We start from the raw sequence: 23,991 nt of genomic DNA, 5'->3' as shown, positions 1-23,991 counted from the left end.
GCTCTCAATCGAATGATTGACCAAGTGAAAGTCAGGGCCTCACGTGAAGTGCGGGGCGCTGGCTACAAGCTCAAGGCGGCGGACATAAAAGCTGCAATCAAAGTCAACCGCGCAAATGGTGGGCAATTAAGAGCTGATGCTGTAGCCAGTGGGCGGCCAATTCCCTTGATCAAATACAACGCACGCCAAGTGGGTGCAGGTGTATCGGTCGATGTGTTGAACGGTCGCAAAGTAATTGCCCACGCATTCATTGCCAATACAACTAGGGGTGGACAGCAAGTATTCGTGCGCGAGTCTAATGCCAAGCACAAGAAGGTAGTCAAGGGTGGCAAGACTCAGTGGAGCGCGTTACCCATTCGTAAGCTGTGGGGGCCAAGCATCCCCGATGCACTGGCAAACAAAGCTGTCGAGCAAGCGTTGATTCAGTTGATCAACGAGCGATTCCCTTTCATCTTGCAGCACGAGCACTCTTGGTTGCAGAAGCGTCTCCAGTCCAAGGCCGTGCCCACCGAATAAATCGGCGGGTCCTTTTTTGAAGGCTCCTACAGCGGGCACGAAGACCGCGAAATTTCGCTAGATGTTTGGTCCTCGCTGACTTTCTTACTTTGACTGATGGGGGTGGCTGTGAAGGTAAACAAATCTCAGCTTGAAGAAATCCTCGGTGTGAGTCATGTGACGTTGACCGAATGGCAAGAGCAAGGATTGCCAATTGAAGTGCGTGCTGAACGAAAAGGTCAGTCGCACACATACGAAACCAAGCAAGTGATCGACTGGATGATTCAACGCGAGTTGAACAAGGCCAATGCAAAAGAAACGGCGCGTGATCGATTGGCTCGGATGCAAGGTGACATGGTTGAGTTGGACCTTCTGACCAAGCGTGGCTTACTTGTCCCTGTTGAACAAATCGAACCAGCATGGACCTCAATGGTCGCCGCTGCAAAAAGCTATCTACGCCAAGAGCCGGATCGGTTGACTCACCTGTTGAACACGATGGAGAGCGTGGACGCCAAGCGCGATCTACTCGCAGAAACGTTTGATGAATTCCTACGCAAACTCAGCACCTACGACCCAAGTGCAGACGATGACAGTGCCGAGAGCGCTTCATCGTCTGCTAAAGAAAGTGTGCTCTAAGTTTGCGCCACCTCCAAAAATTTCGGTAGCACAGTGGGCTGAACGTTATAGGTTTTTGAGTGGTGATGTCACCGCGTTACCCGGACGCTACAGCCTGACGATCACCCCCTACCTGCGGGGGATTCTTGAGTGCATCAACGATCGCAGCATTCGCAAAGTGGTGTGTCGCAAAAGCGCCCAGATTGGATGGACCGATGGTGTGGTGAACAACTACCTCGGTTACACGATTCATATTGATCCAGCGCCAATTGGTTTGATGTTCCCTCGCGATCAGACGGCGAAAGATTACAACGTCGAGAAGTTGTTGCCGATGATTGAAGCGTCACCGGTCTTGAACGATTTAGTAAATGTCAAAACTCGCACGCTCGACAACACGCAAAACCGCAAACGCTTTGCTGGTGGTTTTCTAAAACTCTTCGGTAGTAACAGCATGGGCGGAGTGAAGTCCACACCATTCAAACGCATGATTGTGGAAGAGCCCGACGATTGCAACTTGAACATCAAGGGGCAGGGCGACGCAATTAAGTTGGCTGAAGAGCGTGTCAAAACCTTTCACGATCACAAAATATTGGTCGGTGGTACACCGAGCATCAAAGGCGTTTCCAGCATCGATGCTGAGATGGAAGTCAGCGACAAGCGTATCTTTGAAGTGCCTTGTCACGATTGCGGCGAAGCCCATCCACTGAGCTGGGATAACGTGAAGTGGCAAAGTGATGCCCAAACGAGCCACACGATTTATGGCACAGCCCAGCCTGAAACTGCTGCGTATGTGTGCCCGCATTGCGGCTCGCTTTGGACGGACGCCCACAAGGTCAAAAACATTCGTAATGCAGAGTCACTCGGATATGGCTGGCGTGCGACCGACACATTCAGAGGTGTTGCTGGTTTCTATCTGAATGAGCTTTACAGCCCCTTCAAAGAATCATCACTCACCCGATTGGTTGAAAAGTATTTGGTTGCTCAATACGAGCTTTCGCAAGGCGAGCCTGGCAGCATCATTGCATTCACAAACAGCACGCTCGGCGAGCCCTACGAATACAAGACTGACACCCCCGAAGCAGATGACCTGCGTCGCCGCGCGGAAGCCTACGAAGAGTTAACTGTTCCTGCAGGCGGCTTCATCCTGACCGCTGGCGTTGACGTGCAGCATGACCGTTTAGCTGTCGTTATCCGAGCATGGGGTGTTGGTGAAGAAAGCTGGCTGGTTTATTGGGGTGAAATTTTTGGCAGCACCTTGGTCGCCAATGCGGGCGCATGGCTGGATCTAGACAAGCTGCTCGATGGCAACTTCAAACATGCCACTGGTGCCACCTTGCGTATCGGTGCTGTCAGCGTTGATAGCTCGGACGGTGCAGCCACTGAAAGTGTCTATGCCTACGTACGTCAACGCCGGGCCAAGAAGTACATGGCCATCAAAGGTCACAGTGAAACCACCGATGACCGTCGAGAAATTTTCACCTCACCTCGCACAGTTGATCTCAACAAAAAGAACAAGGCACAAAAGTTTGGTTTGCAAGTCTTCATGGTCGGCACCAGCCGAGCCAAAGACACCATCATTGAAAACCGCTTAAAACTCAATGGCTCAGGTCCGGGACGGTTGCATTGGTATGCCACTGTACGTGCTGACTATTGGGACCAGCTGGTGAGCGAGGTTAAGGCTCCACACAGATCTGTAAAGAACAAAAAAGTGTGGATGAAAAAAGCAGGCAAGCGCAATGAAGCGCTCGACTGTGAAGTCTACGCCCTACATGCAGCACGAAGTCTCAAAACAAACTTGATGCGTCCGGCGCACTGGGCGGCCTTTGAAGCAAGACTGCGTCAGCACACCTTTTTGAGTGACCTGCCAGAACAAACAGAAGCACCCACAGATACCTCAGCAGAGTCGTCGTCGCAAGATGAAGAGATGGGAGCGGACACCCCTGTGCTTGACCAACACGAAACCGCCGCACTTGCACCTGTGCAGACACCTGCACCCAAGCCAACACCCATCAAGCGCCGCGTCAAAGCGCCTAAGCGTCATGGTGGTTGGAGCACTAATAACTGGTAACGCCTATGTCAATTCCAAACAAAATTATTGCGGGCGATAGCGTGTCATGGACCGAGGTCTCGTTCATCAGTGCTCTTGGGTCAATCACCTCTGCCAACTGGAAACTCACCTACTCGTTGCGTGGCAGTTTGCCTGCGGGCAATGTGGATGTATTAGGCGCAGCATCTGGCGGTGGTTGGAACTTTCAGTTGTCTCCAGCACAGTCAGCGGCACTCAACACGGGGGCTACGCGCCTTACTTGGTACTGGCAAGCATGGGCGCAGTCCCTTGACCTGCAACAACGGTGCACCGTTGGCAGTGGTCAATTGTTTGTTAGTCCGAACCTTGCAGCCATGGCTGCAAACACGGCATTCGATGGTCGCAGTCAGGCCGAACAAATTTACGCGGCCATCAACAACGAAATCAAAGCGCGTGTCGATGGCGGTGTCTCTGTCGAGTACAGCATTGGCAACCGCAGTTTGAAACGCGAGCCGACTGCCGAACTGATCAAACTGCGTTCGCACTACCTCACCATCATCAGCAACGAGCGTCGTGCCCAGCAGCTGGCGACAGGTCAAGGCAATTCAGGTCGCGTGGGAGTACGTTTTAAATGAAACTCGCTCAACAATCATCTTGGTTCAATGCTGAACGCGTAGCCGTCAAGGGCAGCATCGTATTGGAGCAATGGCGCAAAGCCCATGGCCCTGAGCACAAACGCTTGGCCTCCAACCTCCAACGCCGCAGCTATGCAGGCGCGCAAATGGGTCGCACCGTTGCTGACTGGGTAGCTAACGGCACCAGTGCTGACAGCGAGCTGTACACCGGGTTACGTCCATTGCGCAACCGCAGCCGCCAGTTGGTACGTGATAACGAGTATGCAGCCAACGCCATCAAGCGCATCATCCCCAACAACGTTGTGGGCCGTGGCATTGGTCTACAGCCCTTGGTCAAGTTGGCTAGTGGCAAAGAAGATGCAGTCACCAATGCGGCCATTAAAAAAGCATGGGCCAAATGGAGTCGTGCTGAAAACTGCCACACCGCCGGGCGCATGTCATTTGAAGACTTAGAGCGTTGTGTGATGCGTGGCGTTGCCGAAGCTGGCGAAATTCTGGTGCGCATCATTCGTCAACGCTTTGCCAAAAGCAATGTGCCTATGGCGCTTGAATTGATTGAAGCTGATCAACTTGTAGACAACTGGAGTGGTCGTACCAACGACGGCAATGAAGTTCGCATGGGCGTCGAGGTGGACAAGTGGCAGCGCCCAGTTGCTTACTGGTTCTATCCGCGCCATCCCGGTGACTTCTCGTTTGCATCCAGCGCCCCAAGCAATGACTGGTTGCGGGTGCCAGCGTCTGAAATTTTGCACATCGGTCTTTTTGAGCGTCCCACCCAAACCCGCTGTGTCCCATGGTTGCACAGCGTGCTCATCAAGCTGCGCCACATGGGCGGCTATGAAGAGGCTGAGATTGTGGCTGCGCGCGCAAGCGCAAGCATCATGGGTTTTGTCCAGTCTCCTGAGAGTGAAACGCCTGATATGCCGGGTGGTGCGATGGACAGCGACGATGTAGTCGACAACGAAAAAGTGTTCGATATGTCCCCCGGCATCATCAAAGAACTCGGACCTGGCGAAACCTTCTCTGGTTTCAATCCATCACGTCCCAATGGAGCACTAGACCCATTCATGCGCTACATGCTGCGCAGTGTGGCCGCTGGTACAGGCATCAGCTACGAAAGTTTGAGCCGTGACTACAGCCAAACCACTTACAGCAGTGGCCGCTTGGCTTTGCTCGATGACCGTGACAACTGGCGCGTTTTGCAGGCTTGGTTGGTGCGCACTTTTCATCAGCACGTCTACGAAGCATGGCTCGATTTAGCTGTTCTCTCGGGCGCCTTGCAACTGCGCGGCTACGAACAAAACACTGAGGCTTATCAACTTGTCCGCTGGCAAACCCGTGGCTGGGATTGGGTCGACCCACTCAAAGAAGTCATGGCCGCCAAGGCTGCCATTCGCAGCGGCATCACCACACAAACACGCGTCCTTGCCGGTAAAGGTGAAGACATCGAAGAGATTTTGGAAGAGCGTCGCAACGAACTCAACCTTGCTGCTGATTTGGATCTTGTCTTTGATACGGACCCAGCGCAAACAAACGACAAGGGCGCGTCTCAGGCCAAACCTGAATCTGACGGGGGCCCGAGCCCAACCGATGAAGACAGTGCCACGGATGGCATTGCCACTGACACAACTGGAGAGTAACCATGACCCTTGCCGACCCAACCAAACGCCGCCTGCACGATGGCGACAACCTCGGGCCCCAAACCCGCAGCATCACTCTGGCTATTCGTGCCGCTGTTGACGCCGCGGGCAAGCGCACCGTCCCCGGTCTTGACATCGATGCCCGCACTCTAGAAATCAGCTTCAGCAGCGAAGAGCCCGTAGCCCGTTGGTTCGGTATCGAAGTGCTTAGTCACGACGCCGATGCACCTGACTTCTCGCGCCTCAACGATGGTGCACCCATGCTCTTCAACCACAACATGGATGACATCTTGGGCGTGGTCGAGAAAGCATGGATTGGCCCTGACAAACGTGGCCACGCTATCGTGCGTTTTGCCAATACACCACGCGGTCAAGAAATGTTGGGTCTGGTGGCTGACGGCATCGTGCGCAACGTCAGCTTCATGTATCGCGTCGACAAATACCGCATCGACAGCGAAAAAGAAGACCCCTACTACGACGATGACGCCATCTACACCGCCACCCGATGGCTCGCCTACGAAGTGTCCATGGTCAGCATTCCTGCAGACCAAACCGTGGGCGTTGGTCGCAGCGCCCACACCCAAGAGCAACCGGTCGTTGTGCAGACAACTGCACAACGAACTCAAGCAACCCCCGCAGCACCCGCTGCACCCTCAACCACTGGAGAACCCACCATGAATCCAAAACGCGCCCACGTGCTGCAAAACGCAGCCGAAACGCAAACCTCAGCCGGTGGCAGCGGTGCCGCTGCTGCTGCCCCTGTCGACCTCGTTGCCGTTGAGCGTCAACGCGTCGCAGACATCGTCGCCCTGTGCCGCAAGCATAACTTGCCGATGGAAAAAACCCACGAGATGATCTCATCCGGCGTGGACATTGCTGCCGCTCGTGGCATCGTCCTCGATGGACTGTTGGGCCAACAAGGCGCGGTCGCCTCACTCGGTGACGGTCTTGACATGACTGACAGAGAAAAGCGCAACTACAGCCTCATCCGTGCCGTACAAGCCCTCACCAACGGCAATTGGCAAGCCGCGGGCTTCGAGCGTGAAGTCTCACAAGCCTTGGCAAAACGGATGGGCAAAGCTGAAGCAAATAGCTTCTTCATGCCTACTGATCTGCCCTTTGCCCCCGATGAAAAACACGCTCGCACTTACAGCGAAGTCATGGGTAAAAAACAAACCCGTGCTGCGTATCAAGTTGGTACAGCATCGCAAGGCGGTAATTTGGTCGCAACAAACTTGATGGCCGACAACTTCATCGAAGTGCTGCGCAATGCAAGCGTCACCGCCCAGCTGGGTGCGCGTTACCTGACCGACTTAACTGGCAACGTTGACATTCCGCGTCAAAACGGTGCGGCTAACTTGAGCTGGGTGGGTGAAAGCACTGCTGGTAGCGAAAGCGAAGCAACTTTTGACAAGGTTAGCTTGAAACCCAAAACCATCACAGCATGGTCACTCATCAGCCGTTTGATGATGTTGCAAAGCTCACCCGCCATCGAAATGTTGGCCCGTGCAGACTTGCTCGCTCAGTGCGCCTTGGGCATTGACTTGGCCGCCATGAGTGGCAGTGGTGCTGGTGGTCAACCCACTGGCATCGTCAACCAATCGGGCGTTTCCAGCATCATTGGTGGCGCTAACGGTGCCAACCTTAGCTTTGATCACATCATCCAGATGTACAGCGGCCCTAGGTTGGCTAACGCACCACAAGCCAACTTGGGTTTTGCAATCAACAGCAAAGCATTCGGCTACCTCAGCACACTCAAAGCCACCACGGGTCAATACCTGTGGATGCCACAAGGTGGTATTGCTCAGGCTCCCGGTGACACCCTGCGTGGTTACCCCTACGCCGTGAGTAACCAGCTGCGCTCTGCATTGAGCAAGGGCACGTCCACTGGCCAATGTTCCGAATTGATTTACGGCAACTGGTTGGAATTGCTGATCGGTATGTGGGGCGTGATGGAAATCGCAGTCAACCCCTACGACAGCACTGGATTCAAAAACGGTGATGTTGTCTTGCGCGTCATGCAGACCTGCGACATCGGTGTGCGTCACGGCGCTTCATTCGCTGTGATGACTGATGCGCTCACACCTGGCTTCTAAGCCCCATCCCTGCTTCATTGATATTGCAGCAGGGTTTTTCTGAAATACATATTTTTTAGGTGAACACCATGAAATTTCAAGTCCGTGATGGTTTTGTCGTCGAAGTCAGTGAACAAGTTGAAATCTCTCCTGACAAATTTCAAACACAAACTCAGACTTTCTACGGCGGCAAATATGTCGACCTGAATGAAGAACAAGCCGCCGATCAATTGCACAAGCTTGAGCCGATTGACAAATCAGCCGTTGCTTTCGCAGCGTCGAAGCACGTACCTGATCCCAAGTCCAGCGTCGTTGCTGAAGACATGGGTGCCCAAGTGCAAGCTGAAGTGCAGCGTCAAATGCAAGCCTTCTTTGCAGGCATGCAAGCAGCGCAAAACGGCCAAGTGCCAGCCGCTACCAATACTGCACCCCCAGCTCTCAATGCTGCACCCGCAGCCAATGCGCAGCAAAACAAGTAACCACTGATTTGATGCGTGAGCCACCTTCATGCATGAGGGTGGCTTGCAGATCAAAGCTTCAACATCATGGCAACCACATTCAACAACTTTTCAAACGTGTCGGAGTTTTTCCGAGACTTCGCAGTCCCTTGTGCCTGCGGTGCCTATGCGTTTTCAGGCATTTTTGACAGACCTGATGACACATTTGGCATGGGTGGCGTCAATGTGCAAAACACCAACTACACCCTGCAAGTCGCCGCTACTGACATTTCCCTTGGGCTTATTGATGGTGGATCGGTGGTCTTAGTGCAAAGCCTTCCCTACATCGTGCGTGACGTTGTTGCGCTTGATGACGGGGCTATTTTTCAACTTGTTTTAACCAAGCAATAAGGGGTTCTTATGCCAATTTACAAAATCATTCAAGGCAGCTTTGTTGACCATGACGGACAAGTCAAAGGCGAGGGCGAAACCATCGAACTCAGTGAAGAGTTTGCGGCCAATCGCAATCATGACGTGGTGCTGGCTGAATCGCTCAATGCCCCCGAAAGCGAATCCACTGGCGACAACGCATCTGCATAACTCAGCACATTAAGTCAACACATTAATTCAAACCATGCCATCTTTACGCGAACAAGTTTTAGCAGCAACTCATGCCGCACTCACCAGTGCTGCACCCGGTGGTGCTTCTGTTTTTCGCTCGCGTGAAACCAGCATTACCCGTGACAAAACACCTGCCATCGTTATCACCCCCGGTGGAACAGAGCGAACACGGCACAGCGACATCCTTGACAAAAGCACCTTCACTTTTAAAGCCGAAATCTTTGTGCGAGGTGACCCATGGGACCAACTCGCCGATGTCGTGGATGTTCCTATGCATGCCGCGCTCATGAGCAGCTCAGCACTCAGTGCTCTGTGTGTCTTGCGCCGCACCAACGAAGAATTTGAATCCGTCGAGGCTGACAAAACTGCGGGGACCTTGACCGCGACCTACCGCGCCACTTTCACCTCCAGTGCATTTGCGCTGGACAAACCCTTTTAATTTTTCACCACCAACCTAAAGAGGTACACCATGCAACAACACTTCGGAACCGGCACCCTGTGGGGCACCGCCACCAGCGACGCCTTGGGCAACACCATCGCCAACCCTACGCCCATCAAGTTTGGTGTACTGCAAGACACAGGCTTTTCGTTTGAGCGTGATTTGAAAATGCTCTACGGTCAGCAAGCATTCGCTGTGGCTGTTGCGGGTGGCAAGATGAAACTCAGCATCAAGGCCAAGCTCGCTCAAATCAGCGGTCGCATCTACAACGACTTATTTTTTGGTCAAGCTCTATCCACCGGTACGCTCACTGCTGTCCAAGAAGATTTGACTGGTGCCGCCATTCCGGCCTCACCAAACACGTTGACTGTGACGCCACCTTCTTCTGGCACCTATGCACGCAACCTCGGCGTACTCGACAGCAATGGTTTGCCTATGCAAGTCGTGGCCAGCGCACCCGCCACAGGTCAATACAGCGTCAGCGCAGCTGGTGTCTACACCTTTGCGGCGGCTGATGCAGGCAAGGTGGTGTACATCAGCTACACCTACACCGTGGCTGCCACCAACGCCAAAACCATCAGCTTGACCAACCCCATCATGGGCACGGTGCCGGTCTTTGGTGTGGACTTCTCGGCGCGTTACATGGGCAAGCAAGCCACATTCCGCTTCCCCACTTGTGCAAGCAAGAAGCTAGGCTTCGACCCTAAGCAAGACGACTTTGCTGCGGGTGACTTCGACATCGAGGCCTTTGCTGACCCTGTCAGCGGCGCTGTGTGCACCTTGAGCTTCAGCGAGTAACGCCATGCCACAAGAACTCATCCCCGGTGTTGAATTCAATTTTGGTGGCGAGCGTGTTTACACCATTCCGCCGTTGACGCTAGGTGCTCTTCAGCGCTTGCAACACAAGCTATCCGAATTGAGTGCAATGTCTGCACTTGATCCGCAGGCTATCTCCATCATTACCGAGGCAACACATGTGGCCTTGCTGCGAAATTATCCAAACATGACTGTGGATGAACTTTCGGAGTTGTTGGATGTTAGTCAGCTTGGTGATGTGTTGTCCGCGCTGCTTGACGTCTCAGGCCTGCAACGTAAAGCGCAGGCTGAGGCAAAAAACCAAGTAGCCCAGCCGGTGCAGACGTCAGCACTGACTGGGCTGCCCTCATCGCCCGCATCTGCATAGACACCGGATGGACGTGGCCCCATGTGCGCAACCATGTTGATCTTCCCACTGTGCGTGCACTCGATGCACGCTGGCAGCAAGAGCCGCCGGTTGGTCGCTTGGTTGCTGCGTACTTGGGCTACAAGCCGCCCGCACTTCCCAGTGCCGAGGGCGACACCACGCCTGAAGACTTGGTTCAAGAGCTGGGCCATGTGCCTGTGCGTCAACACACCGCAGTCGATGACAGCGCCTTTGAGCAATACCTGAAAGACAAAGATGGCAGACAGTGAAAAAACAGTCAGTTACACCGTTGACGCTAACGCCACGGGTTTCGTCAAAGGTATGGAAACTGCGGCGGATGCCGCAGGAAAAACCGCATCCACGATTGACGCGCAATTTAAAAAAATAACTGGTTCTTTTGAATTGCTCAACGGTCACATGACTGCATTCATTGCTGTTCTTGCTGGTGGTGGCGCATTGAAAAAATTTATTGACAGTGCAAATGAGTGGAATATTTCAGTTGGAAAAATGGCAAACCAGCTTGGCCTAACAACTGAAAAAGCCAGTGTTCTAAAAGTAGCACTTCATAGCCTCGGACTTGATGCCGATCTTTATACCGCTGCCTCACAAAAGCTCAGTAAAAACGTTTTTTCTAACGCTCAGGCATTTGAGGTCTTGGGCATCAAAGTGCGTGATTCTGGCGGTCACTACCGTCCCGTGACCGAGTTAATGGGTGAGGTCAACACAAAGTTGGCTGCGATGAAAAACCCGATTGAGCAAAACATTGCAGGGCAACAAGTTTATGGGCGTGGCTGGGGCGAAGTGCGGGCCATTTTGAAGTTGACTGCTGAACAAATGCAGGCATCTGAACAGCGAGCGCGGGAGCTAGGCTTGGTCGTTGGTACTGAGAGCGTAGAGGCCGGTAAGAAATATCAAATTCAGATGCGTGAACTTGGTTTGGTCACTAAAAGTATGCAAATACAAATGGGACAGGAGTTGTTGCCCGTTTTCTTAAAAATCGCTACTTTTCTAAATACTGATGGTGCAGGTGCTGCGCGGTTTTTTGCAGCAGGGTTAGAAGGGATTTTGTGGGTTGTCCAGTCTACCATCATTGGCTTCAAAGAGTTGACAAGCGAAATTTCAACGAGCTTTCAAAAAATCAAGGCTAGATTCACTCTGCACCTTGATGACTATCGTGCTCTTGGAATTGCGCGTGATGCAGAGCACAAAAAAAATATGGCACAGCTTGAGGAGCTTTATGCCAAATTGGGTAAACGTCCCAAAATTGATACGTCTACCGAGAAAGATATCAACACAGATAACCCAGATTTGCATTTCAAAGAAAAGAATGCAACAAAGACCTCTCAATTTGAGGCGGAGCTTGCAGAAAAGAAATTAAAAATCCAAGAAGAGGCTAATTTAGAAGGTTCATTTCGCCAAATGAGCAAAGCTGACGAGCTTGAGTTTTGGCGCGAAAAAATCAAGCTCACCAAAGATGGCAGTGCAGACAACTTGGCCATTCGCAAAAAATACGCAGACCTTGCACTCAGCATCAACCAAGAAAAATACAACGCTGAAGTCGCAGGCTTTCAAGCGCAAGAAGCGGCCTTCAAACAAAACATTGCAGCCCGATTGGGAATTCTTGAAAGCCATGCCGCCGTAGTCAAGCAGCGCTATGGCGAAGAAAGCAAAGAGTACCAAGCCGTTCAAAAAGACATCGTCATCGCTCATCGCCAAGCTGCTGAGCAGCAAAAGCAAATTGATATGCAAATGGCCGAGTCCAAACGCAACATGCAGCTGATCGATTTGGAGATCGAGCGGCAGGGCATTCAGCTTGACCGTGACTTGCACGCCATCAGTAACTTAGAAGCAATTGAATCTCAACGCCAGCTTGAAGAAAAGCGTACTGCCATTCAGCGTGCCGCGTTGCTAGAGCGCTTGCAAATCGCCGAAGCAGGCCCCGGCCGCAACATTGCGCAAATCAGCCAAATTCATTTGCAAATCAAAGAGCTAGAGCGTCAGCATCAAGCTCGCATGAAAGGCATCGACATGGATGCCACCCGCGAAAAAATGAAGTTTGTCGATGGTGCCTACAAGTCGATGGAAAGCGGCTTTGCCTCCGTCATTCAAAAAGGCCTGCAAGGCGGCCTCACGATGAAGAACTTTTATGCGGGCATGTGGCAGGCGGTCACGCAGGCGGTCACGGGTGCGTTGGCCCAAATGGCTGCGCAATGGTTGATGCAAGCCGTGGAGGGCAAGGCCATCAGCATCGCCAAAGCCTTGAGCGAAGTCACGGCCAATGCGGGTGTCGCAGGTGCCGCTGCCGTAGCCAGTACGGCAGCCATCCCAATCGTTGGCCCCGCCATGGCGCCTGCTGCTGGTGCTGCTGCATTTTCCGCAGCCATGAGCTTTGCTCCCACGGCCAGCGCCGCCGGTGGCTATGACATTCCCGCCACCATCAACCCCATTGTGCAAACCCATGCCCGCGAAATGATTTTGCCTGCCAAGCACGCCGATGTCATTCGCAACATGGCCGACAACCCTCAGTCATCGCAGGCGTCTGCACCCAATGTCACGCTGCACGTCAGTGCGCTCGATGGCGCCAGTGTGCAACGTGTCCTCATGGGCAATCAAAACGCGTTGGTGAATGCCCTCAGCGCCGCCTACCGCAACGGCATCCGTAAAAAATGAGCAACTTGTTGTACCCCAGCTTACCCGGCTTGTCGTGGCCCATTGGTCGCACAGCCCTGTACAGCACCCATGTCCAAACCAGCACCAGCGGGCAAGAGGTGCGCCTGAGCAATTGGGCCTATGCCCGCTACAAATACAACCTCAGCTACGAGTTTTTGCGCGAAGGCAGCAAGACCGACTTGCAGCAAATCGCAGGCTTGTTTGGTCGCATGCGTGGGCAGTTTGACACCTTTTTGTTTTCTGATCCCGATCCTGCTTTTAGTCTTGCAGTCAATCAAACATTCGGTGTGGGCGATGGCGTCACCACCGTCTTTCGGTTGGCCCGCAACTACGCCGCACAAGTGTCCGAGCCAGTAGCTGCTTGTGCGTCAGAGGCTACTGTTTTTATCAATGGCGCTGTGTCCGCCGCTTGTACGGTCGATGCCAATGCGGGTACGGTCACCTTCACAGCAGCCCCCGCCTTGGGCGCTGTGCTGACTTGGACAGGCTCATACCTGTGGCGTTGCCGGTTTGATAAAGATGAACTGGCCACCGAGCAGTTTATGAAAGACCTTTGGAAAGGGCAGGTGAGCTTCATCACTTGCAAGCTCCGCACATGATCACCGCTTCAGCCGCGCTCAACAGCCTTTTGCTTACCAGTGACCAATTGGTGGTGGTCGATTGCTACGACATTACGCTGCAAGATGGCACCGTCATTCGCTGGACCAGTGCCGATGCGCCTGTTGCAGTAGACATTGCAGGCGTGCGCACGCTGTTCAGTGTGGGCCCGCTCATCACGCGCAACAACATCAAGTTGGTCATTGGTGTGCAAGTCGACAGCCTCACGCTCACGCTGACCGCAGATGATGCAGTCACCATTGGCTCTGTGCCTCTCATCAAGGCGGCAGTATCGGGCAGGCTAGATGGTGCCACTGTGCGCTTGTACCGCGCCTATGCAGCCGACTGGACCAGCGGCTGGGTGGGCGTACTCACACGTTTTGCTGGCACCGTAGCCGATGTGTCAGGCGGTCGTTCGCAGTTGGAAATCAAGGTCAACAACCATTTGCAGCTACTTAACACGCAGCAGCCTGTGCGCTCGTATCAAGCTGGGTGCACGTGGACCTTGTATGACACTAGCTGCGCTGCTTCAAAACACACGAGTATCGGCACCGTGGTGTCGGTCGCGCAGCGGTGGGAGTTTCAAACATCTATTGACTCAGGGGCTACAAACCTTGGCACCAGCATGTTGCCTATTTCTTTAGGAGTTGTGTTGCAAGGCGGCCAACTCAAGTTTACAAGTGGAAAAAATTCTGGTTTTACTTACCCTGTGAAAACGTGGTCTGGTTCTACAGCTACGTTGCTGCGTCCTGCCGGTTTAGAGATTGCGGTGGGTGATTCTTTTCAAGTCACATGGGGCTGCAACAAGACCATTCAGGTGTGTGACTTTGTGTATGCCAACAAGGCTAATTACGGTGGTTTCCCATTCATCCCAGCCGCAGAAACGGCGGTGCCTGTATGACGCATTCCCCCGTTCATATTGCCGCCTTGCGTCAACAGATTTGTGTGGAGGCTCGCTCATGGTTAGGTACGCCTTACCACCACATGGCCCGCATCAAAGGCGTGGGTGTGGACTGCTTGCAAATTCTCATTGCTGTGTATAGCGCGGTGGGCTTAATGGAGGCATTTGACCCCGGCTACTACCCCAACGACTGGATGCTTCACCGCGATGAGGAGCGCTACTTGGCTGGCGTGCTAGAGCATGCACACCCAGTAGACACCCCCAGCGTAGGCGATATGGCGTTGTACCGATTTGGCCGCACCTACAGCCACTCGGCCATCTTGGTTGATGGGGGCTTGTCTGTGCACAGCTACATGGGTCTTGGCGTCGTGCTGACAGACCCTTGTGCGCCGCCTTTGGGTAGCCGCGTCGTTCAATATTTTTCATTCTTTAACTGACCATGGGCGGCAACTCAAGCATCACTCCCGAGGCACGCATTGGCGGTGTGCCCATTCAGCAAAGTGCCGAAGGTACACCCGTGGCTTTGCTTTATGGCCGAAACAGGCTACCTGTCAATTTGGTGTGGTACGGAGATTTCGAGTCGGTCGAAAAGAGCACTAGCCAAGGCGGTGGCAAAGGCGGTGGCGTGGACACCATCACGTATGACTACTACGCCAGCCTTATCTCGAGCATTGGGCAGGGGCCTATGTCGCTCATCAATGTGTGGCGAGGAAAAAGCAAATACAGCGCAGCCGATGCATCGAGCAAATTGGGCATTGGCTTTATGTCTGGCCAGCAAGGGCAGGCCACATGGTCACACTTGAGTGCTTTGCCGTACACCACGCAAGTTGATGAAGACGGTAACTCGTATCAAGTGTCAACTGGTCATGATCATCTTACGCAAGCTATTGGCTATAGTGGCACCAGCTACTTGTATGCCCAGCGATATGCCCTAGATCAAGGCGCTCAAATACCCAACCACAATGTTGAAGTAGAAAACACACAGTTTGGGTCTACCCCGTCGCCTATGACGATTGCGGTTGATTTGCTCAAGCGCTCTGGCGTGCCTGCTAGTGCAATAGGGGCGACAGCTGATGCATTGGCATACGCTGCGGGTGTCGGCTTGTATGCATGTCCCGTCTACACCAGCTTGTCGGCCTGTGCTGACATGGTGAATGACTTGGCCACGATTGGCAATGTGGGCTTGGTGTCAAGTGAAGGCCTGTTGAAATTCTTACCTTATGGCGCATCAGCCGTGGGTGCGTATGTTCCCAACACCACACCTGCCTACAACTTGACCGACGATGACTTCATCAGCAGTCAGGATGAAGACCCCATCAAAGTCACCCGCAAAAGCGAGGCAGACACCTACAACCACGTCAAGGTGCAATACGCGGATGCCAATCGTGAATACAACACTGCTATCAGTGAGGCCAAGGACGACGAAAGCATCGCTCGCTCGGGCCTGCGTACCAAAGATAGCATCACACTCAATGGCATCACCGATGCCAACGTGGCGCGTCTGGTAGCACAGCAAATTCTTCAACGCGAAATTGCTTTGCGCAACACCTACGAGTTCACCTTGGGCGCCCGCTACGCACGCCTTGAGCCCATGGACTACGTGACCCTCACCGACAGCTATCTTGGCCTAGACAAGTTGGTGGTGCGCATCATTGAAATTGAAGACCAAGATGATCGGTTTGTGATCAAGGCTGAAGACGCACCTATGGCGGCCTTCACACCTGCTGCCTATGCATTTCAAAAATCGGCAGGGTTTGTAGGCAACTACAACGCAGCACCTAAAAATGTAACGCCACCTATCTTTTTTCAGCGCCCTATTAAATATGAGGGGGGCATTGGGATTGTGGTGCGCATAGCCGTTACAGGCCCCGATGCCACATGGGGCGGCTGTGCTGTGTGGATGAGCGTGGATGGAAATAACTACCGGCAGCTCGGACAGACTAAAACGCGGGCTCGATATGGTCACCTTAAGACATCTATTGATACAACCAGCACCAGTCTTTCTGCGGTGTTGCATGGTGTTGGCGGGCAGTTGCTCTCAGGCTCTGCAGTAGATGCTGATAGTGGGTCTACGCTGTGCTGGGTGGGTGCCAATGGCCGTGGCGAGTATTTGAGCTACCAAGCATCTACGCTTCAGGCGGCAAATACTTACACGCTCGCCAGTCTGCGCCGGGGTCAGCTCAACAGTACAGCCAAAGCGTACGAAGCTGGAGCTGGTTTTGTCCGTGTGGACAATAACATTTTTGAGACAGAAACATTGCCGCGCGGATGGAATAGCAAGATTGTTTATTTCAAATTCACATCTCTCAATGAATATGGCGGCAGCATCCAGTCTTTAGCCGATGTCATTGCATACCCCTACGTTTTGCAGCATGAGCCCCCCAGTGATGTAAGTGGTTTGGGCATATCGGTAGCAAACAACGGTATCTTAGTGACATGGGATAAGTCGTTTGATGCAGATTACTTAGACACTGAGTTACGTATAGGTGTCTCATGGGAAGCTGGCACGTTTGTTACCCGCAAGGCTAGCGCATCGCATTTGTTAAGTTGGCAATTAGCGACTTCACCGCTCACCTTGTGGGCGCGTCACCGTGATACGTCGTTAAGCTACAGCACCACTGCTGCCACATGCAGCCTTGCCATTTCAGGTCCTTCGCCTGTGGTCATCTTGCGTTCAGATACTCAGGTCAATACCGTCGCACTCGGTTGGAATGATGCGAAGACCAGCCAGCCTATCAAGAGCTACAGCATCTATACCGGCGCCTCTGGCGCAGCGCTTGAAGACTGTGCACTTTATGGTAAGGCTGGTGCAGATTCGCGCAGCGATGTGGTGATTTTTAGAAGCGCAGGGGCTAAGCGTATTTATTTGGTGGCTGAGGATGTGGCCGGCAACTTAAGCGTTCCGACCCCTCTTGATGTCAATGTCACCCTACCTGTCAACTTTGTGCTGTCGAGTGAGTGGGATGAAAACTGGACAGGTACTAAGACTAATGCGTATGTGGATGGTGACGCAATCTATTTACCGGTACTTGACGGCGAGACATGGAGCACCCATTTTTCAACGCGTGCTTGGTCTAATACCGACGCACAAGTGGCAGCTGGCTACCCCTTGGTTTTTGAGCCATCAGCGTTGAGCGGTAGCTATGTAGAGCTTCACGATATTGGCAAGTTGATGCCGAGCGCCAAGGTGTCGGTAGCGGTGCAAAGCATGACCTTGGTTGGATCAGTGCTGCCCGCCGTTCTGATTGAATGGAGTGCAGACGCCAGTACATGGAAAGCAGGCCCTTCGGGTGTCACTGAGGTACAGGTGTCCCAAGTCCGCTATGTGCGGGTGACCTACAGCGTTACCGCTGTCGGTGGTGATGACCTTGTAAAGCTGCAGCGTGTGCATGTGGTGGTGAGCAGCGAAGAGAAAAGCGAATTCGCAGCGATCACTTTGCAAAGTACTGATGCCAGCGGCACTGCGTACACCACCACTAAAAACTTCTTTGATGTCGTTACAGCAGTGTTCTCGCCGACCCCTGCTGCGCTGGGTGGGGCGTCGCCTATTGCGAGGTGGAGCGTGTACATCGATGACAGTGCGACTCCTGCTACACCCGCCAAGGTATATGTGATGGCATGGGATGCATCTAACAACCGTGTGGGTGGAATGGGGTCGCTGCAAATTGGCGGCTATTAATATTTGGAGGGTAGATGGCAGATCAAAATGACTTAAGTAAACCGGATGGGACGAGTAGTTACCAGACTGAGGTTTGGCAGACTGTACGTGGACATATTGCGCGACTATGGTCAGGCGACTACGCAGGCATGGGCGGCCTTATTACAGGCATGCGCCGCTGGGTCATATCGAGCGGCAGCAATGTCAAGCTGCTGCAACGCAATGCGTCAGGCACAGAAGACGTATTGTTTGATAGCGCCAACAAAGTAGACACCTCTGCCATCAATAGTTTGGTGACCACGGCGACGGTGAATACGGTGACGGGCAACTCGATCGACTGCTCAAAAGGTATTTTCTTTACAAAATCCATTTCGGCTTCAACAGGGCTTTCATTCACTAATGTGCCAACCGGTACGGCCTATGGTTTTGTATTGGTTGTATCGCTAAATGGCGGTCCAGCCATCACTTGGCCCTCAAGCGTTTCATGGCCTAGCTCGGTCGCGCCCACCCTGCTGTCCAATAAGAAAAATATTTTTCAATTCCTCACGAATGATGGTGGCGCAAACTGGTTTGGCGCATCGCAAACAAACTATTGATATGCATAACATCGTCAAAAACGCCTGGCTTTGCAGCGGCGGTAAACAAAAAATTCCGCTTGGGTATCTTTGGTCCTCAACAAGCGGGACCACTTCCACCATAGATGACTATGTAGATCAATCACGTCCTATAGTGCAACTTGGTGGCCGCTGGTTTGCCTATTCGCGAGATTGCACATGGGTCAGTAATGATGGTAATACGTTTGCAAAACTAAGTTTAAATTTTGCTCGAATTGTTTACGGTAATAGCATTTATGTGGGAGTTGCCTCAGGCGCGATTTACTCAAGTTCTGATGGGTTGAGCTGGACGCTTAGAAAGTCATCGTTTGCTTATGCAGGCCTAGAGTTCAACAGTGGCGTATTTATCGCCGCAGATAGAGCTGTTGGATTATTTCGATCAATCGATGGTATTGCTTGGATTTCAGTTGGCGCTTCTGTTATTGGTGGAAATTGGGTTTTTAATACAACCAGGCAGCTTCCATTTAAAGCTATTTATTTTAAAAATGTTTGGTACGTTCAGGCTCGCGTTTCGGGTGCACCGAATGATCCTCTTGGCACTGTTGGAATCTTCTCAAGCGGTGATGGTGTGTCTTGGGTTCTTGCCTATTCTTTCAAACCTCAGTATCTCAACTTTGGTTTTTATGCAGCTGGCGACGCCTTGGTGGTGAGAAGTAAAAATACTTCTGGTATCAAAGTGGCGTCCAGCACGACCAATGGCTTTTCGTGGACTGAGGTTGCAACGACGATTACAGAAATAGACAGCACCACTTATGGCAATGGCTGTCTTATTGCTATAGGCAGCGATGGCGTCGTCTATGACTCTAGTGATGGCTCAAATTTAAGGGTGGTGCAGCGCTCCAGCTATCCATTTGGTGGGAGTGTTAATTTATCGGTAAACACTGGTGCCATCCTTCGGTTTTTGAATGGTGTATTTTTTCTGTGCAATGGCAGCAATTTGTATATCAACAGCAGTTCCAATGGGCGTGGTGATTGGTATTTGGCTGATAGTTTTGCGTCTTCAGTGCTTTCCATTTTTTATGACGACGGTCGTTATTTCTTGATGTCGGCAAGCACGTGCAACACCCTAACTTTTTCTCGGCTGACCTCTTACGATTCGACCACTGGATTCCCAAGCATCACTCAAGCACCCGTCTTTACCGAATCAAATATTTATATTGGAGCAACAGGCGATAACACAGCAGCACTAGGTGATCGTGCTGATGGCCTTGGTAAATGCTTGGTGTGCTGCGCTATTGACACAAATGCAAACTATTCCAAGCCCAGTCCGCCCTATACCGTCAACTTCACTTATAGCGAGGAAAAGAAATGATGTTTGCAAAAATTGATGTGACGCAAAACAAACTGCTGGAGTATCCATGCCTTAACTGGACAGATGCCTACAAGCACGTGAGCTTCCCGCTTGATTTAAGTTTGATGAGTGATGAAGACCTGCTGAGTTTTTCGATGGTGCATGTCGCAACGTCTGCAAAGCCTAGCATCACTGACGCGCAAATTGTGAATGAGTGCGGACCTCGATTGCAAAACGGCGTATGGACACAGCAGTGGGTGGTAAGTGATATTCCGGCCAGCGTTTTACAGCAGCGCATTGACAGTGCAAAAGCTCAGTTGAAAGAGCAAATGCTGGAGGCAATCCAACAGCGACTGGATGCTTTTGCTAAGCAGCGTGGTTACGACGGCATATTGAGCGCTTGTACATATGCCACAAGCGCAGTTGCAAAATTTAAAGTCGAAGGCCAGCGCTGCGTTGATCTGCGTGATGCTACTTGGGCTGCTTCCTATGACATTTTGGCAAAGGTACAGGCAGGTCAAAGGTCAATGCCATCGGGTTTTTCAGAAATTGAATCAGAGCTTCCAGCTTTGACTTGGCCAGCGTAGGCGGGGTAGAAATGAAAAGAATACAAACAATTTTTCTTTGCCTAGTCTGCATAGTCTTAATGCCGATTCTTCTGTCAGCCATGCTTTTGCAGGCCTTGTTTGGCAGCACACAACGTGCACACAACATGGCTATATCAGTAGATGAGCAGGGAAATAGTCTCTTCGGCGGTGAGCCAACCGACACTATCTCTGCACGCACGGGTAGAGCTTATTTAGCAGGTAAGCGATGGGGGCTTTGTCTTGCGCCTGTTATTGATTTTTTCTTTGGCAAAGGGCACTGCATTGCCAATGCACGCGAGGGGAGATTGAATGGCTGAGCCAACTTCAACAACAGCGGCGGTGGCCACCTATGCTGCTGCGGGTATTTCAGTGCCCATGCTCACCGCATTTGGCGTGCCATTAGGTCTACGCGCCGATGTGCTAGTGGCTGGTTTTTTTGGTGGACTTGTGGCCATCATCTTGCTCAACAGCGTGCCTAGCGAGGGGGACACCTGGCAACACTTGGTGGCCACCACGCTTGAGCGCATGTTTGTCGCCATCGCCAGCAGTCTTACCGCAGGCTACCTCACGCCACTGTTATTGCTGATGGCTAGCCTACCGGACGCACTCTTGCTGAGTGTGGCGTTTGGTGTGGGCGGTGGGGCCCAGCGTGTATTTGCACGCGTGATTTCAAAGCTCGGCGATGCACCAGTTGCTGACGATGGGAGTGCCAAGTGAACTCAACCATTCAAACTTTGCACTTTATCGGGGGCTTTATCGTGCTGGCCGAAGCGCTCAATAAGCTGGAGCGCACCAACCCCTGCGCATGCAGCCTAGACGCCCGAGAGCGCGTCACTGAATGGCTCAAAGCCCTTGCTTGGCTGCTGCTTGCAATAGGCGCGGGCGGTGCATTGGCCACGCCTGTGCTTTTGCTGTGTGGTGTGCAAAGTGCTGAGGCTCCGCTGCTTCGACTTGAGCCACCAACTATTGCCGAAACCGCAGTGCTTTTGGGTTTTGCGACTTTGATTGTGCGCACGCGTATTAAAGAGGGCTGACAATGAAACTTACCTTACAACGCACCCATGCCAATGAACTGCGCACATGGGGAAAATTATTTTTAGATGGCGTGTTTGTTTGCTACACCCTAGAAGACGCCATGCGAGAGGTGCGCAGCCAGTCGGTGAGTGTGTGGAAAGTGCAGGGGGCCACGGCTATCCCCAGCACCACATTCACCGAGCGGCCCTACATCGTCACGCTGGAAAACTCGCCACGCTTTGGTCCTGATACGCTGACCATCAATGATGTGCCTGGCTACTCAGGTGTGCGCATGCACGCAGGCAATACCGAGGCCGACACCGAGGGCTGCGTGCTGCTTGGCCAAGCCATCAATGCAGCAGGTATTACGGGCGGCACCAGCCGACCAGCGGTGGAGCAGGTGAAAAAAATCGTCAAGCAGGCGAGGGATTTGCACCGTGTGGTGCAACTTGAAATTTTGAATACCACGGAGGTGGCATGACGTCACTACTCACACGCATCACGATTGCACTTTTGACATGTGGTGGCATTGCGCTGGGCTTGTATCAGCTTGAGCAGCACATCGAGCAAAAAGGCTACGACCGCCGCGACCGCGAATACCAAGCCGCCGAACTCGCCGCCGAGCGAGAGGCTCGTGCTACCGAACAACGACAAGCCGAACAACTGACAGGAGCTATCAATGCACGCACGCAAACTACATCGATCAATCAAGCCTATGCTGCTGCCACTCATCTTGAGCGTGAGCGCATGCGGGACGCTTTCGCCCAGCGGGCTAGAGACTTGCCCGCGCCCAGTGCAGATGCCTGCACCGTCGACCGCGCAGCCGAGCGAGAGCTACTCACGGCAATTGGTAAAGCCGTTGACGAGCTTGCAGAAGTCGCTGAACGCATCGCCTCCGACGCAGACGGTCACGCTGCCGATTCGCTGATGTATCAACAGGCTTGGCCTAAATGAAAAGCCCACCACTCCTTCGGTAGTGGTGGCGGCTTGCACTTGTATTGCTACGCGTCTTCTTCGAGAATAGCGATTGCACCGCAAAATCCAGCGACTGCAAGAGTGATGGAGCTTGATTCGACTAGGCTGTCAAGTAGTGCGGAAGAGACTGCTGACCCGACCATGATTAGCAGAGGAAAAATGGCTACACCGCTGCCAAAATCTAAGCTGGTCTTTTTAGATATTAATTTATATCTTTTCGCATTTGGATTGAGATTTTCGCAGCGTCTTCGATAGTAGATATAGACAAATCCGGAAATGATCGAGCAAATGTCTACCCAGCTGCCATCAATAGCAGAAAAGTCCATAGCGATAAATCAGGCGATCAAATGGAATTTGACTGTGGCCCAAATTGCACCGACAGTAGCCCCGCCTATACGTGGGTCAAAAGGCAAATCCATCCAGCCAAAGATAACCCCCGCAATGGCGCATCCAGCCATCGCTGCGGCTGATATGAGTCTGAGGTTATAAATGATTTTTCTCTTCATTTTTTGATTTTATGGCTTGTTGGTTAAGTGGCGATCAGAAGATTTAATTGACCTCATAAAGTCAATTGGCTTTTGCTATATCAGCCCTATATCAAGCATGATATTTAGATCGACGCTAATTTTGGCATCTAAGTATTTAATTGATAATAACAAATAGATGCTATTTATGCAGAGTTATATAGTTTGTTTTAGGTGGTATTTAGATTTTGAAGTTGCCCGTGGTCAAATCACTTGTGCTCAATTAGGGTCGATTTCATCCTAAATAGCTCCCAAAAGGCGGGGTGCATTTGTCGATCCCCAGCCTCCCACTGTTGCCAGGTGCGCAGAGCAGAGTAGACGATCCGAGCTGCCTGAGTCTGAGTCAAGCGAAATTTCTTGCGCACCAAGCGAATCTCTTCTGGGCTTGGAGATTCGATAGTCAAGGTGCAGCCTTTGAAAAATCAATCTTGTCAGTACGCCCACGCCACCACTTTTGCGGATCAAGACCATCAAAGCGATGGTGTGCGATGGGCTTTCCACCATGATTTAGCACGGCGAGAATTGATGTGCCGTCAAGGTCAGATCGCTCAGTCAGAGACTTGAAGGCTGCGATAGCGGCCTGTGGGTCTCCTGTCACGGTCTTGTCGCTTACGGATTGGTCTTGATGCCGTAAATAAATTCTGAATGTCATATGAAAAAGGGGCTGTAGCCCCTGATTTTTATTAGTCAGCCCACTTCACTTCGATAGCGCATGTGATCCCGTCAAGCTCAAAAGTGTCGAAGTGGGAATTCTCAGTGTCTGTCTTTGCATGCCACTGCGATGCAGTGACCTCACCTACGCGCATTGGATCGGTCATCCACTCGCCTGTGATGGGGTCAGCTTGGACTTCGTATTGGGTAAGTGTCTTTGTCATTTCATTCTCCTGATTGAGACCCAGAAGCCGCTGGGGCGGTGGACCGCTTTGCTGCTGTCCATGGGATGTACTATAGCACAAATGCGCGCAATGAGCGCATTATTTTTCAGGTGTTTACC

28 protein-coding genes are annotated in these 23,991 nt (G+C 52.3%); 26 read left to right on the top strand and 2 right to left on the bottom strand.

Annotated features, from left to right (window positions below):
* The 26 genes from RMR24_RS03700 to RMR24_RS03575 form a co-directional block, all read left to right on the top strand.
* Positions 1-516: hypothetical protein (locus RMR24_RS03700; protein ID WP_310613746.1), on the top strand; the 516-nt coding region annotated here is incomplete at its 5' end.
* A 96-nt stretch (positions 517-612) separates the two neighbouring features.
* Positions 613-1,131 (top strand): terminase small subunit, encoded by a 519-nt coding sequence (locus tag RMR24_RS03695; RefSeq protein ID WP_310613745.1) that lies wholly within the window; start codon positions 613-615, stop codon positions 1,129-1,131.
* 55 nt (positions 1,132-1,186) lie between these two features.
* Positions 1,187-3,178, top strand: a complete 1,992-nt coding sequence (locus tag RMR24_RS03690) for a phage terminase large subunit family protein (RefSeq protein ID WP_310613744.1) — start codon at positions 1,187-1,189, stop codon at positions 3,176-3,178.
* A 5-nt stretch (positions 3,179-3,183) separates the two neighbouring features.
* Complete coding sequence (locus RMR24_RS03685) at positions 3,184-3,771, top strand: hypothetical protein (protein WP_310613743.1); 588 nt, start codon at positions 3,184-3,186, stop codon at positions 3,769-3,771.
* Entirely contained in the window at positions 3,768-5,411 is a 1,644-nt protein-coding gene (locus tag RMR24_RS03680) for a phage portal protein (protein WP_310613742.1), read from the top strand. Before RMR24_RS03685 ends, RMR24_RS03680 begins: the two co-directional genes overlap by 4 nt.
* 2 nt (positions 5,412-5,413) lie before the next feature.
* The gene (locus tag RMR24_RS03675) at positions 5,414-7,507 is read left to right on the top strand and encodes a phage major capsid protein (protein ID WP_310613741.1); all 2,094 of its coding nucleotides are present in this window, start codon (positions 5,414-5,416) and stop codon (positions 7,505-7,507) included.
* Between the two features lie 68 nt (positions 7,508-7,575).
* Entirely contained in the window at positions 7,576-7,965 is a 390-nt protein-coding gene (locus RMR24_RS03670; protein ID WP_310613740.1) for a hypothetical protein, read from the top strand.
* A 66-nt stretch (positions 7,966-8,031) separates the two neighbouring features.
* Positions 8,032-8,334 (top strand): hypothetical protein, encoded by a 303-nt coding sequence (locus tag RMR24_RS03665; RefSeq protein WP_310613739.1) that lies wholly within the window; start codon positions 8,032-8,034, stop codon positions 8,332-8,334.
* A 9-nt stretch (positions 8,335-8,343) separates the two neighbouring features.
* Entirely contained in the window at positions 8,344-8,523 is a 180-nt protein-coding gene (locus RMR24_RS03660; RefSeq protein WP_310613738.1) for a hypothetical protein, read from the top strand.
* A gap of 34 nt (positions 8,524-8,557) precedes the next feature.
* Complete coding sequence (locus RMR24_RS03655) at positions 8,558-8,983, top strand: hypothetical protein (protein WP_310613737.1); 426 nt, start codon at positions 8,558-8,560, stop codon at positions 8,981-8,983.
* A 30-nt stretch (positions 8,984-9,013) separates the two neighbouring features.
* On the top strand, positions 9,014-9,781 hold the full coding sequence (locus tag RMR24_RS03650) for a hypothetical protein (protein ID WP_310613736.1): 768 nt from the start codon (positions 9,014-9,016) through the stop codon (positions 9,779-9,781).
* A gap of 4 nt (positions 9,782-9,785) precedes the next feature.
* On the top strand, positions 9,786-10,166 hold the full coding sequence (locus tag RMR24_RS03645; RefSeq protein WP_310613735.1) for a hypothetical protein: 381 nt from the start codon (positions 9,786-9,788) through the stop codon (positions 10,164-10,166).
* A gap of 23 nt (positions 10,167-10,189) precedes the next feature.
* Positions 10,190-10,435: a hypothetical protein gene (locus RMR24_RS03640; RefSeq protein WP_310613734.1), complete on the top strand. Its 246-nt coding sequence runs from the start codon at positions 10,190-10,192 to the stop codon at positions 10,433-10,435.
* Complete coding sequence (locus RMR24_RS03635; protein WP_310613733.1) at positions 10,422-12,836, top strand: hypothetical protein; 2,415 nt, start codon at positions 10,422-10,424, stop codon at positions 12,834-12,836. Before RMR24_RS03640 ends, RMR24_RS03635 begins: the two co-directional genes overlap by 14 nt.
* Positions 12,833-13,435, top strand: a complete 603-nt coding sequence (locus RMR24_RS03630; RefSeq protein ID WP_310613732.1) for a DUF2460 domain-containing protein — start codon at positions 12,833-12,835, stop codon at positions 13,433-13,435. The genes RMR24_RS03635 and RMR24_RS03630 overlap by 4 nt, the downstream gene beginning before the upstream one ends.
* Positions 13,432-14,334 (top strand): DUF2163 domain-containing protein, encoded by a 903-nt coding sequence (locus tag RMR24_RS03625; RefSeq protein WP_310613731.1) that lies wholly within the window; start codon positions 13,432-13,434, stop codon positions 14,332-14,334. The genes RMR24_RS03630 and RMR24_RS03625 overlap by 4 nt, the downstream gene beginning before the upstream one ends.
* Complete coding sequence (locus RMR24_RS03620) at positions 14,331-14,771, top strand: hypothetical protein (RefSeq protein ID WP_310613730.1); 441 nt, start codon at positions 14,331-14,333, stop codon at positions 14,769-14,771. The genes RMR24_RS03625 and RMR24_RS03620 overlap by 4 nt, the downstream gene beginning before the upstream one ends.
* A gap of 2 nt (positions 14,772-14,773) precedes the next feature.
* A complete protein-coding gene (locus RMR24_RS03615; protein ID WP_310613729.1) occupies positions 14,774-18,013 on the top strand; it encodes a phage tail protein in 3,240 nt (1,079 codons plus the stop codon).
* A gap of 14 nt (positions 18,014-18,027) precedes the next feature.
* Positions 18,028-18,588, top strand: a complete 561-nt coding sequence (locus RMR24_RS03610) for a hypothetical protein (RefSeq protein WP_310613728.1) — start codon at positions 18,028-18,030, stop codon at positions 18,586-18,588.
* Positions 18,542-19,918, top strand: coding sequence for a hypothetical protein (locus RMR24_RS03605; RefSeq protein WP_310613727.1), 1,377 nt, complete (start codon positions 18,542-18,544; stop codon positions 19,916-19,918). The genes RMR24_RS03610 and RMR24_RS03605 overlap by 47 nt, the downstream gene beginning before the upstream one ends.
* Positions 19,915-20,484 (top strand): hypothetical protein, encoded by a 570-nt coding sequence (locus tag RMR24_RS03600; RefSeq protein ID WP_310613726.1) that lies wholly within the window; start codon positions 19,915-19,917, stop codon positions 20,482-20,484. The genes RMR24_RS03605 and RMR24_RS03600 overlap by 4 nt, the downstream gene beginning before the upstream one ends.
* Positions 20,485-20,495: 11 nt before the next feature.
* Complete coding sequence (locus RMR24_RS03595) at positions 20,496-20,801, top strand: hypothetical protein (RefSeq protein ID WP_310613725.1); 306 nt, start codon at positions 20,496-20,498, stop codon at positions 20,799-20,801.
* Entirely contained in the window at positions 20,794-21,201 is a 408-nt protein-coding gene (locus tag RMR24_RS03590; protein WP_310613724.1) for a hypothetical protein, read from the top strand. Before RMR24_RS03595 ends, RMR24_RS03590 begins: the two co-directional genes overlap by 8 nt.
* Positions 21,198-21,518 carry a hypothetical protein gene (locus RMR24_RS03585; protein WP_310613723.1) on the top strand — a complete coding sequence of 107 codons (321 nt, stop codon included), beginning with the start codon at positions 21,198-21,200 and terminating at the stop codon, positions 21,516-21,518. The genes RMR24_RS03590 and RMR24_RS03585 overlap by 4 nt, the downstream gene beginning before the upstream one ends.
* 2 nt (positions 21,519-21,520) lie before the next feature.
* Positions 21,521-21,979: a DUF5675 family protein gene (locus RMR24_RS03580; protein WP_310613722.1), complete on the top strand. Its 459-nt coding sequence runs from the start codon at positions 21,521-21,523 to the stop codon at positions 21,977-21,979.
* On the top strand, positions 21,976-22,452 hold the full coding sequence (locus RMR24_RS03575; RefSeq protein ID WP_310613721.1) for a hypothetical protein: 477 nt from the start codon (positions 21,976-21,978) through the stop codon (positions 22,450-22,452). The genes RMR24_RS03580 and RMR24_RS03575 overlap by 4 nt, the downstream gene beginning before the upstream one ends.
* A gap of 47 nt (positions 22,453-22,499) precedes the next feature.
* Here the strand turns inward: RMR24_RS03575 and RMR24_RS03570 are convergent, their stop codons facing one another.
* Together RMR24_RS03570 and RMR24_RS03565 are read right to left on the bottom strand one after the other, a co-directional pair.
* Entirely contained in the window at positions 22,500-22,799 is a 300-nt protein-coding gene (locus RMR24_RS03570) for a hypothetical protein (protein ID WP_310613720.1), read from the bottom strand.
* A gap of 881 nt (positions 22,800-23,680) precedes the next feature.
* Entirely contained in the window at positions 23,681-23,872 is a 192-nt protein-coding gene (locus tag RMR24_RS03565) for a hypothetical protein (protein WP_310613719.1), read from the bottom strand.
* Positions 23,873-23,991: the final 119 nt, after the last annotated feature.

This window comes from Limnohabitans sp. (genome assembly GCF_031539105.1).
Classification (GTDB): Bacteria; Pseudomonadota; Gammaproteobacteria; order Burkholderiales; family Burkholderiaceae_C; genus Limnohabitans.
Note: the sequence above shows the minus strand (reverse complement) of the source record. Positions and strands in the feature narration are given on the sequence as shown.

Excerpts from the sequence above, each read along its gene's own strand:
- RMR24_RS03695 (WP_310613745.1), top strand. The coding sequence starts at position 613 with ATGGGGGTGGCTGTGAAGGTAAACAAATCTCAGCTTGAAGAAATCCTC.
- RMR24_RS03685 (WP_310613743.1), top strand. The coding sequence starts at position 3,184 with ATGTCAATTCCAAACAAAATTATTGCGGGCGATAGCGTGTCATGGACC.
- RMR24_RS03680 (WP_310613742.1), top strand. The coding sequence starts at position 3,768 with ATGAAACTCGCTCAACAATCATCTTGGTTCAATGCTGAACGCGTAGCC.
- RMR24_RS03675 (WP_310613741.1), top strand. The coding sequence starts at position 5,414 with ATGACCCTTGCCGACCCAACCAAACGCCGCCTGCACGATGGCGACAAC.
- RMR24_RS03670 (WP_310613740.1), top strand. The coding sequence starts at position 7,576 with ATGAAATTTCAAGTCCGTGATGGTTTTGTCGTCGAAGTCAGTGAACAA.
- RMR24_RS03665 (WP_310613739.1), top strand. The coding sequence starts at position 8,032 with ATGGCAACCACATTCAACAACTTTTCAAACGTGTCGGAGTTTTTCCGA.
- RMR24_RS03660 (WP_310613738.1), top strand. The coding sequence starts at position 8,344 with ATGCCAATTTACAAAATCATTCAAGGCAGCTTTGTTGACCATGACGGA.
- RMR24_RS03655 (WP_310613737.1), top strand. The coding sequence starts at position 8,558 with ATGCCATCTTTACGCGAACAAGTTTTAGCAGCAACTCATGCCGCACTC.
- RMR24_RS03650 (WP_310613736.1), top strand. The coding sequence starts at position 9,014 with ATGCAACAACACTTCGGAACCGGCACCCTGTGGGGCACCGCCACCAGC.
- RMR24_RS03645 (WP_310613735.1), top strand. The coding sequence starts at position 9,786 with ATGCCACAAGAACTCATCCCCGGTGTTGAATTCAATTTTGGTGGCGAG.
- RMR24_RS03635 (WP_310613733.1), top strand. The coding sequence starts at position 10,422 with ATGGCAGACAGTGAAAAAACAGTCAGTTACACCGTTGACGCTAACGCC.
- RMR24_RS03630 (WP_310613732.1), top strand. The coding sequence starts at position 12,833 with ATGAGCAACTTGTTGTACCCCAGCTTACCCGGCTTGTCGTGGCCCATT.
- RMR24_RS03625 (WP_310613731.1), top strand. The coding sequence starts at position 13,432 with ATGATCACCGCTTCAGCCGCGCTCAACAGCCTTTTGCTTACCAGTGAC.
- RMR24_RS03620 (WP_310613730.1), top strand. The coding sequence starts at position 14,331 with ATGACGCATTCCCCCGTTCATATTGCCGCCTTGCGTCAACAGATTTGT.
- RMR24_RS03615 (WP_310613729.1), top strand. The coding sequence starts at position 14,774 with ATGGGCGGCAACTCAAGCATCACTCCCGAGGCACGCATTGGCGGTGTG.
- RMR24_RS03610 (WP_310613728.1), top strand. The coding sequence starts at position 18,028 with ATGGCAGATCAAAATGACTTAAGTAAACCGGATGGGACGAGTAGTTAC.
- RMR24_RS03605 (WP_310613727.1), top strand. The coding sequence starts at position 18,542 with ATGATGGTGGCGCAAACTGGTTTGGCGCATCGCAAACAAACTATTGAT.
- RMR24_RS03600 (WP_310613726.1), top strand. The coding sequence starts at position 19,915 with ATGATGTTTGCAAAAATTGATGTGACGCAAAACAAACTGCTGGAGTAT.
- RMR24_RS03595 (WP_310613725.1), top strand. The coding sequence starts at position 20,496 with ATGAAAAGAATACAAACAATTTTTCTTTGCCTAGTCTGCATAGTCTTA.
- RMR24_RS03590 (WP_310613724.1), top strand. The coding sequence starts at position 20,794 with ATGGCTGAGCCAACTTCAACAACAGCGGCGGTGGCCACCTATGCTGCT.
- RMR24_RS03580 (WP_310613722.1), top strand. The coding sequence starts at position 21,521 with ATGAAACTTACCTTACAACGCACCCATGCCAATGAACTGCGCACATGG.
- RMR24_RS03575 (WP_310613721.1), top strand. The coding sequence starts at position 21,976 with ATGACGTCACTACTCACACGCATCACGATTGCACTTTTGACATGTGGT.
- RMR24_RS03570 (WP_310613720.1), bottom strand. The coding sequence starts at position 22,799 with ATGGACTTTTCTGCTATTGATGGCAGCTGGGTAGACATTTGCTCGATC.
- RMR24_RS03565 (WP_310613719.1), bottom strand. The coding sequence starts at position 23,872 with ATGACAAAGACACTTACCCAATACGAAGTCCAAGCTGACCCCATCACA.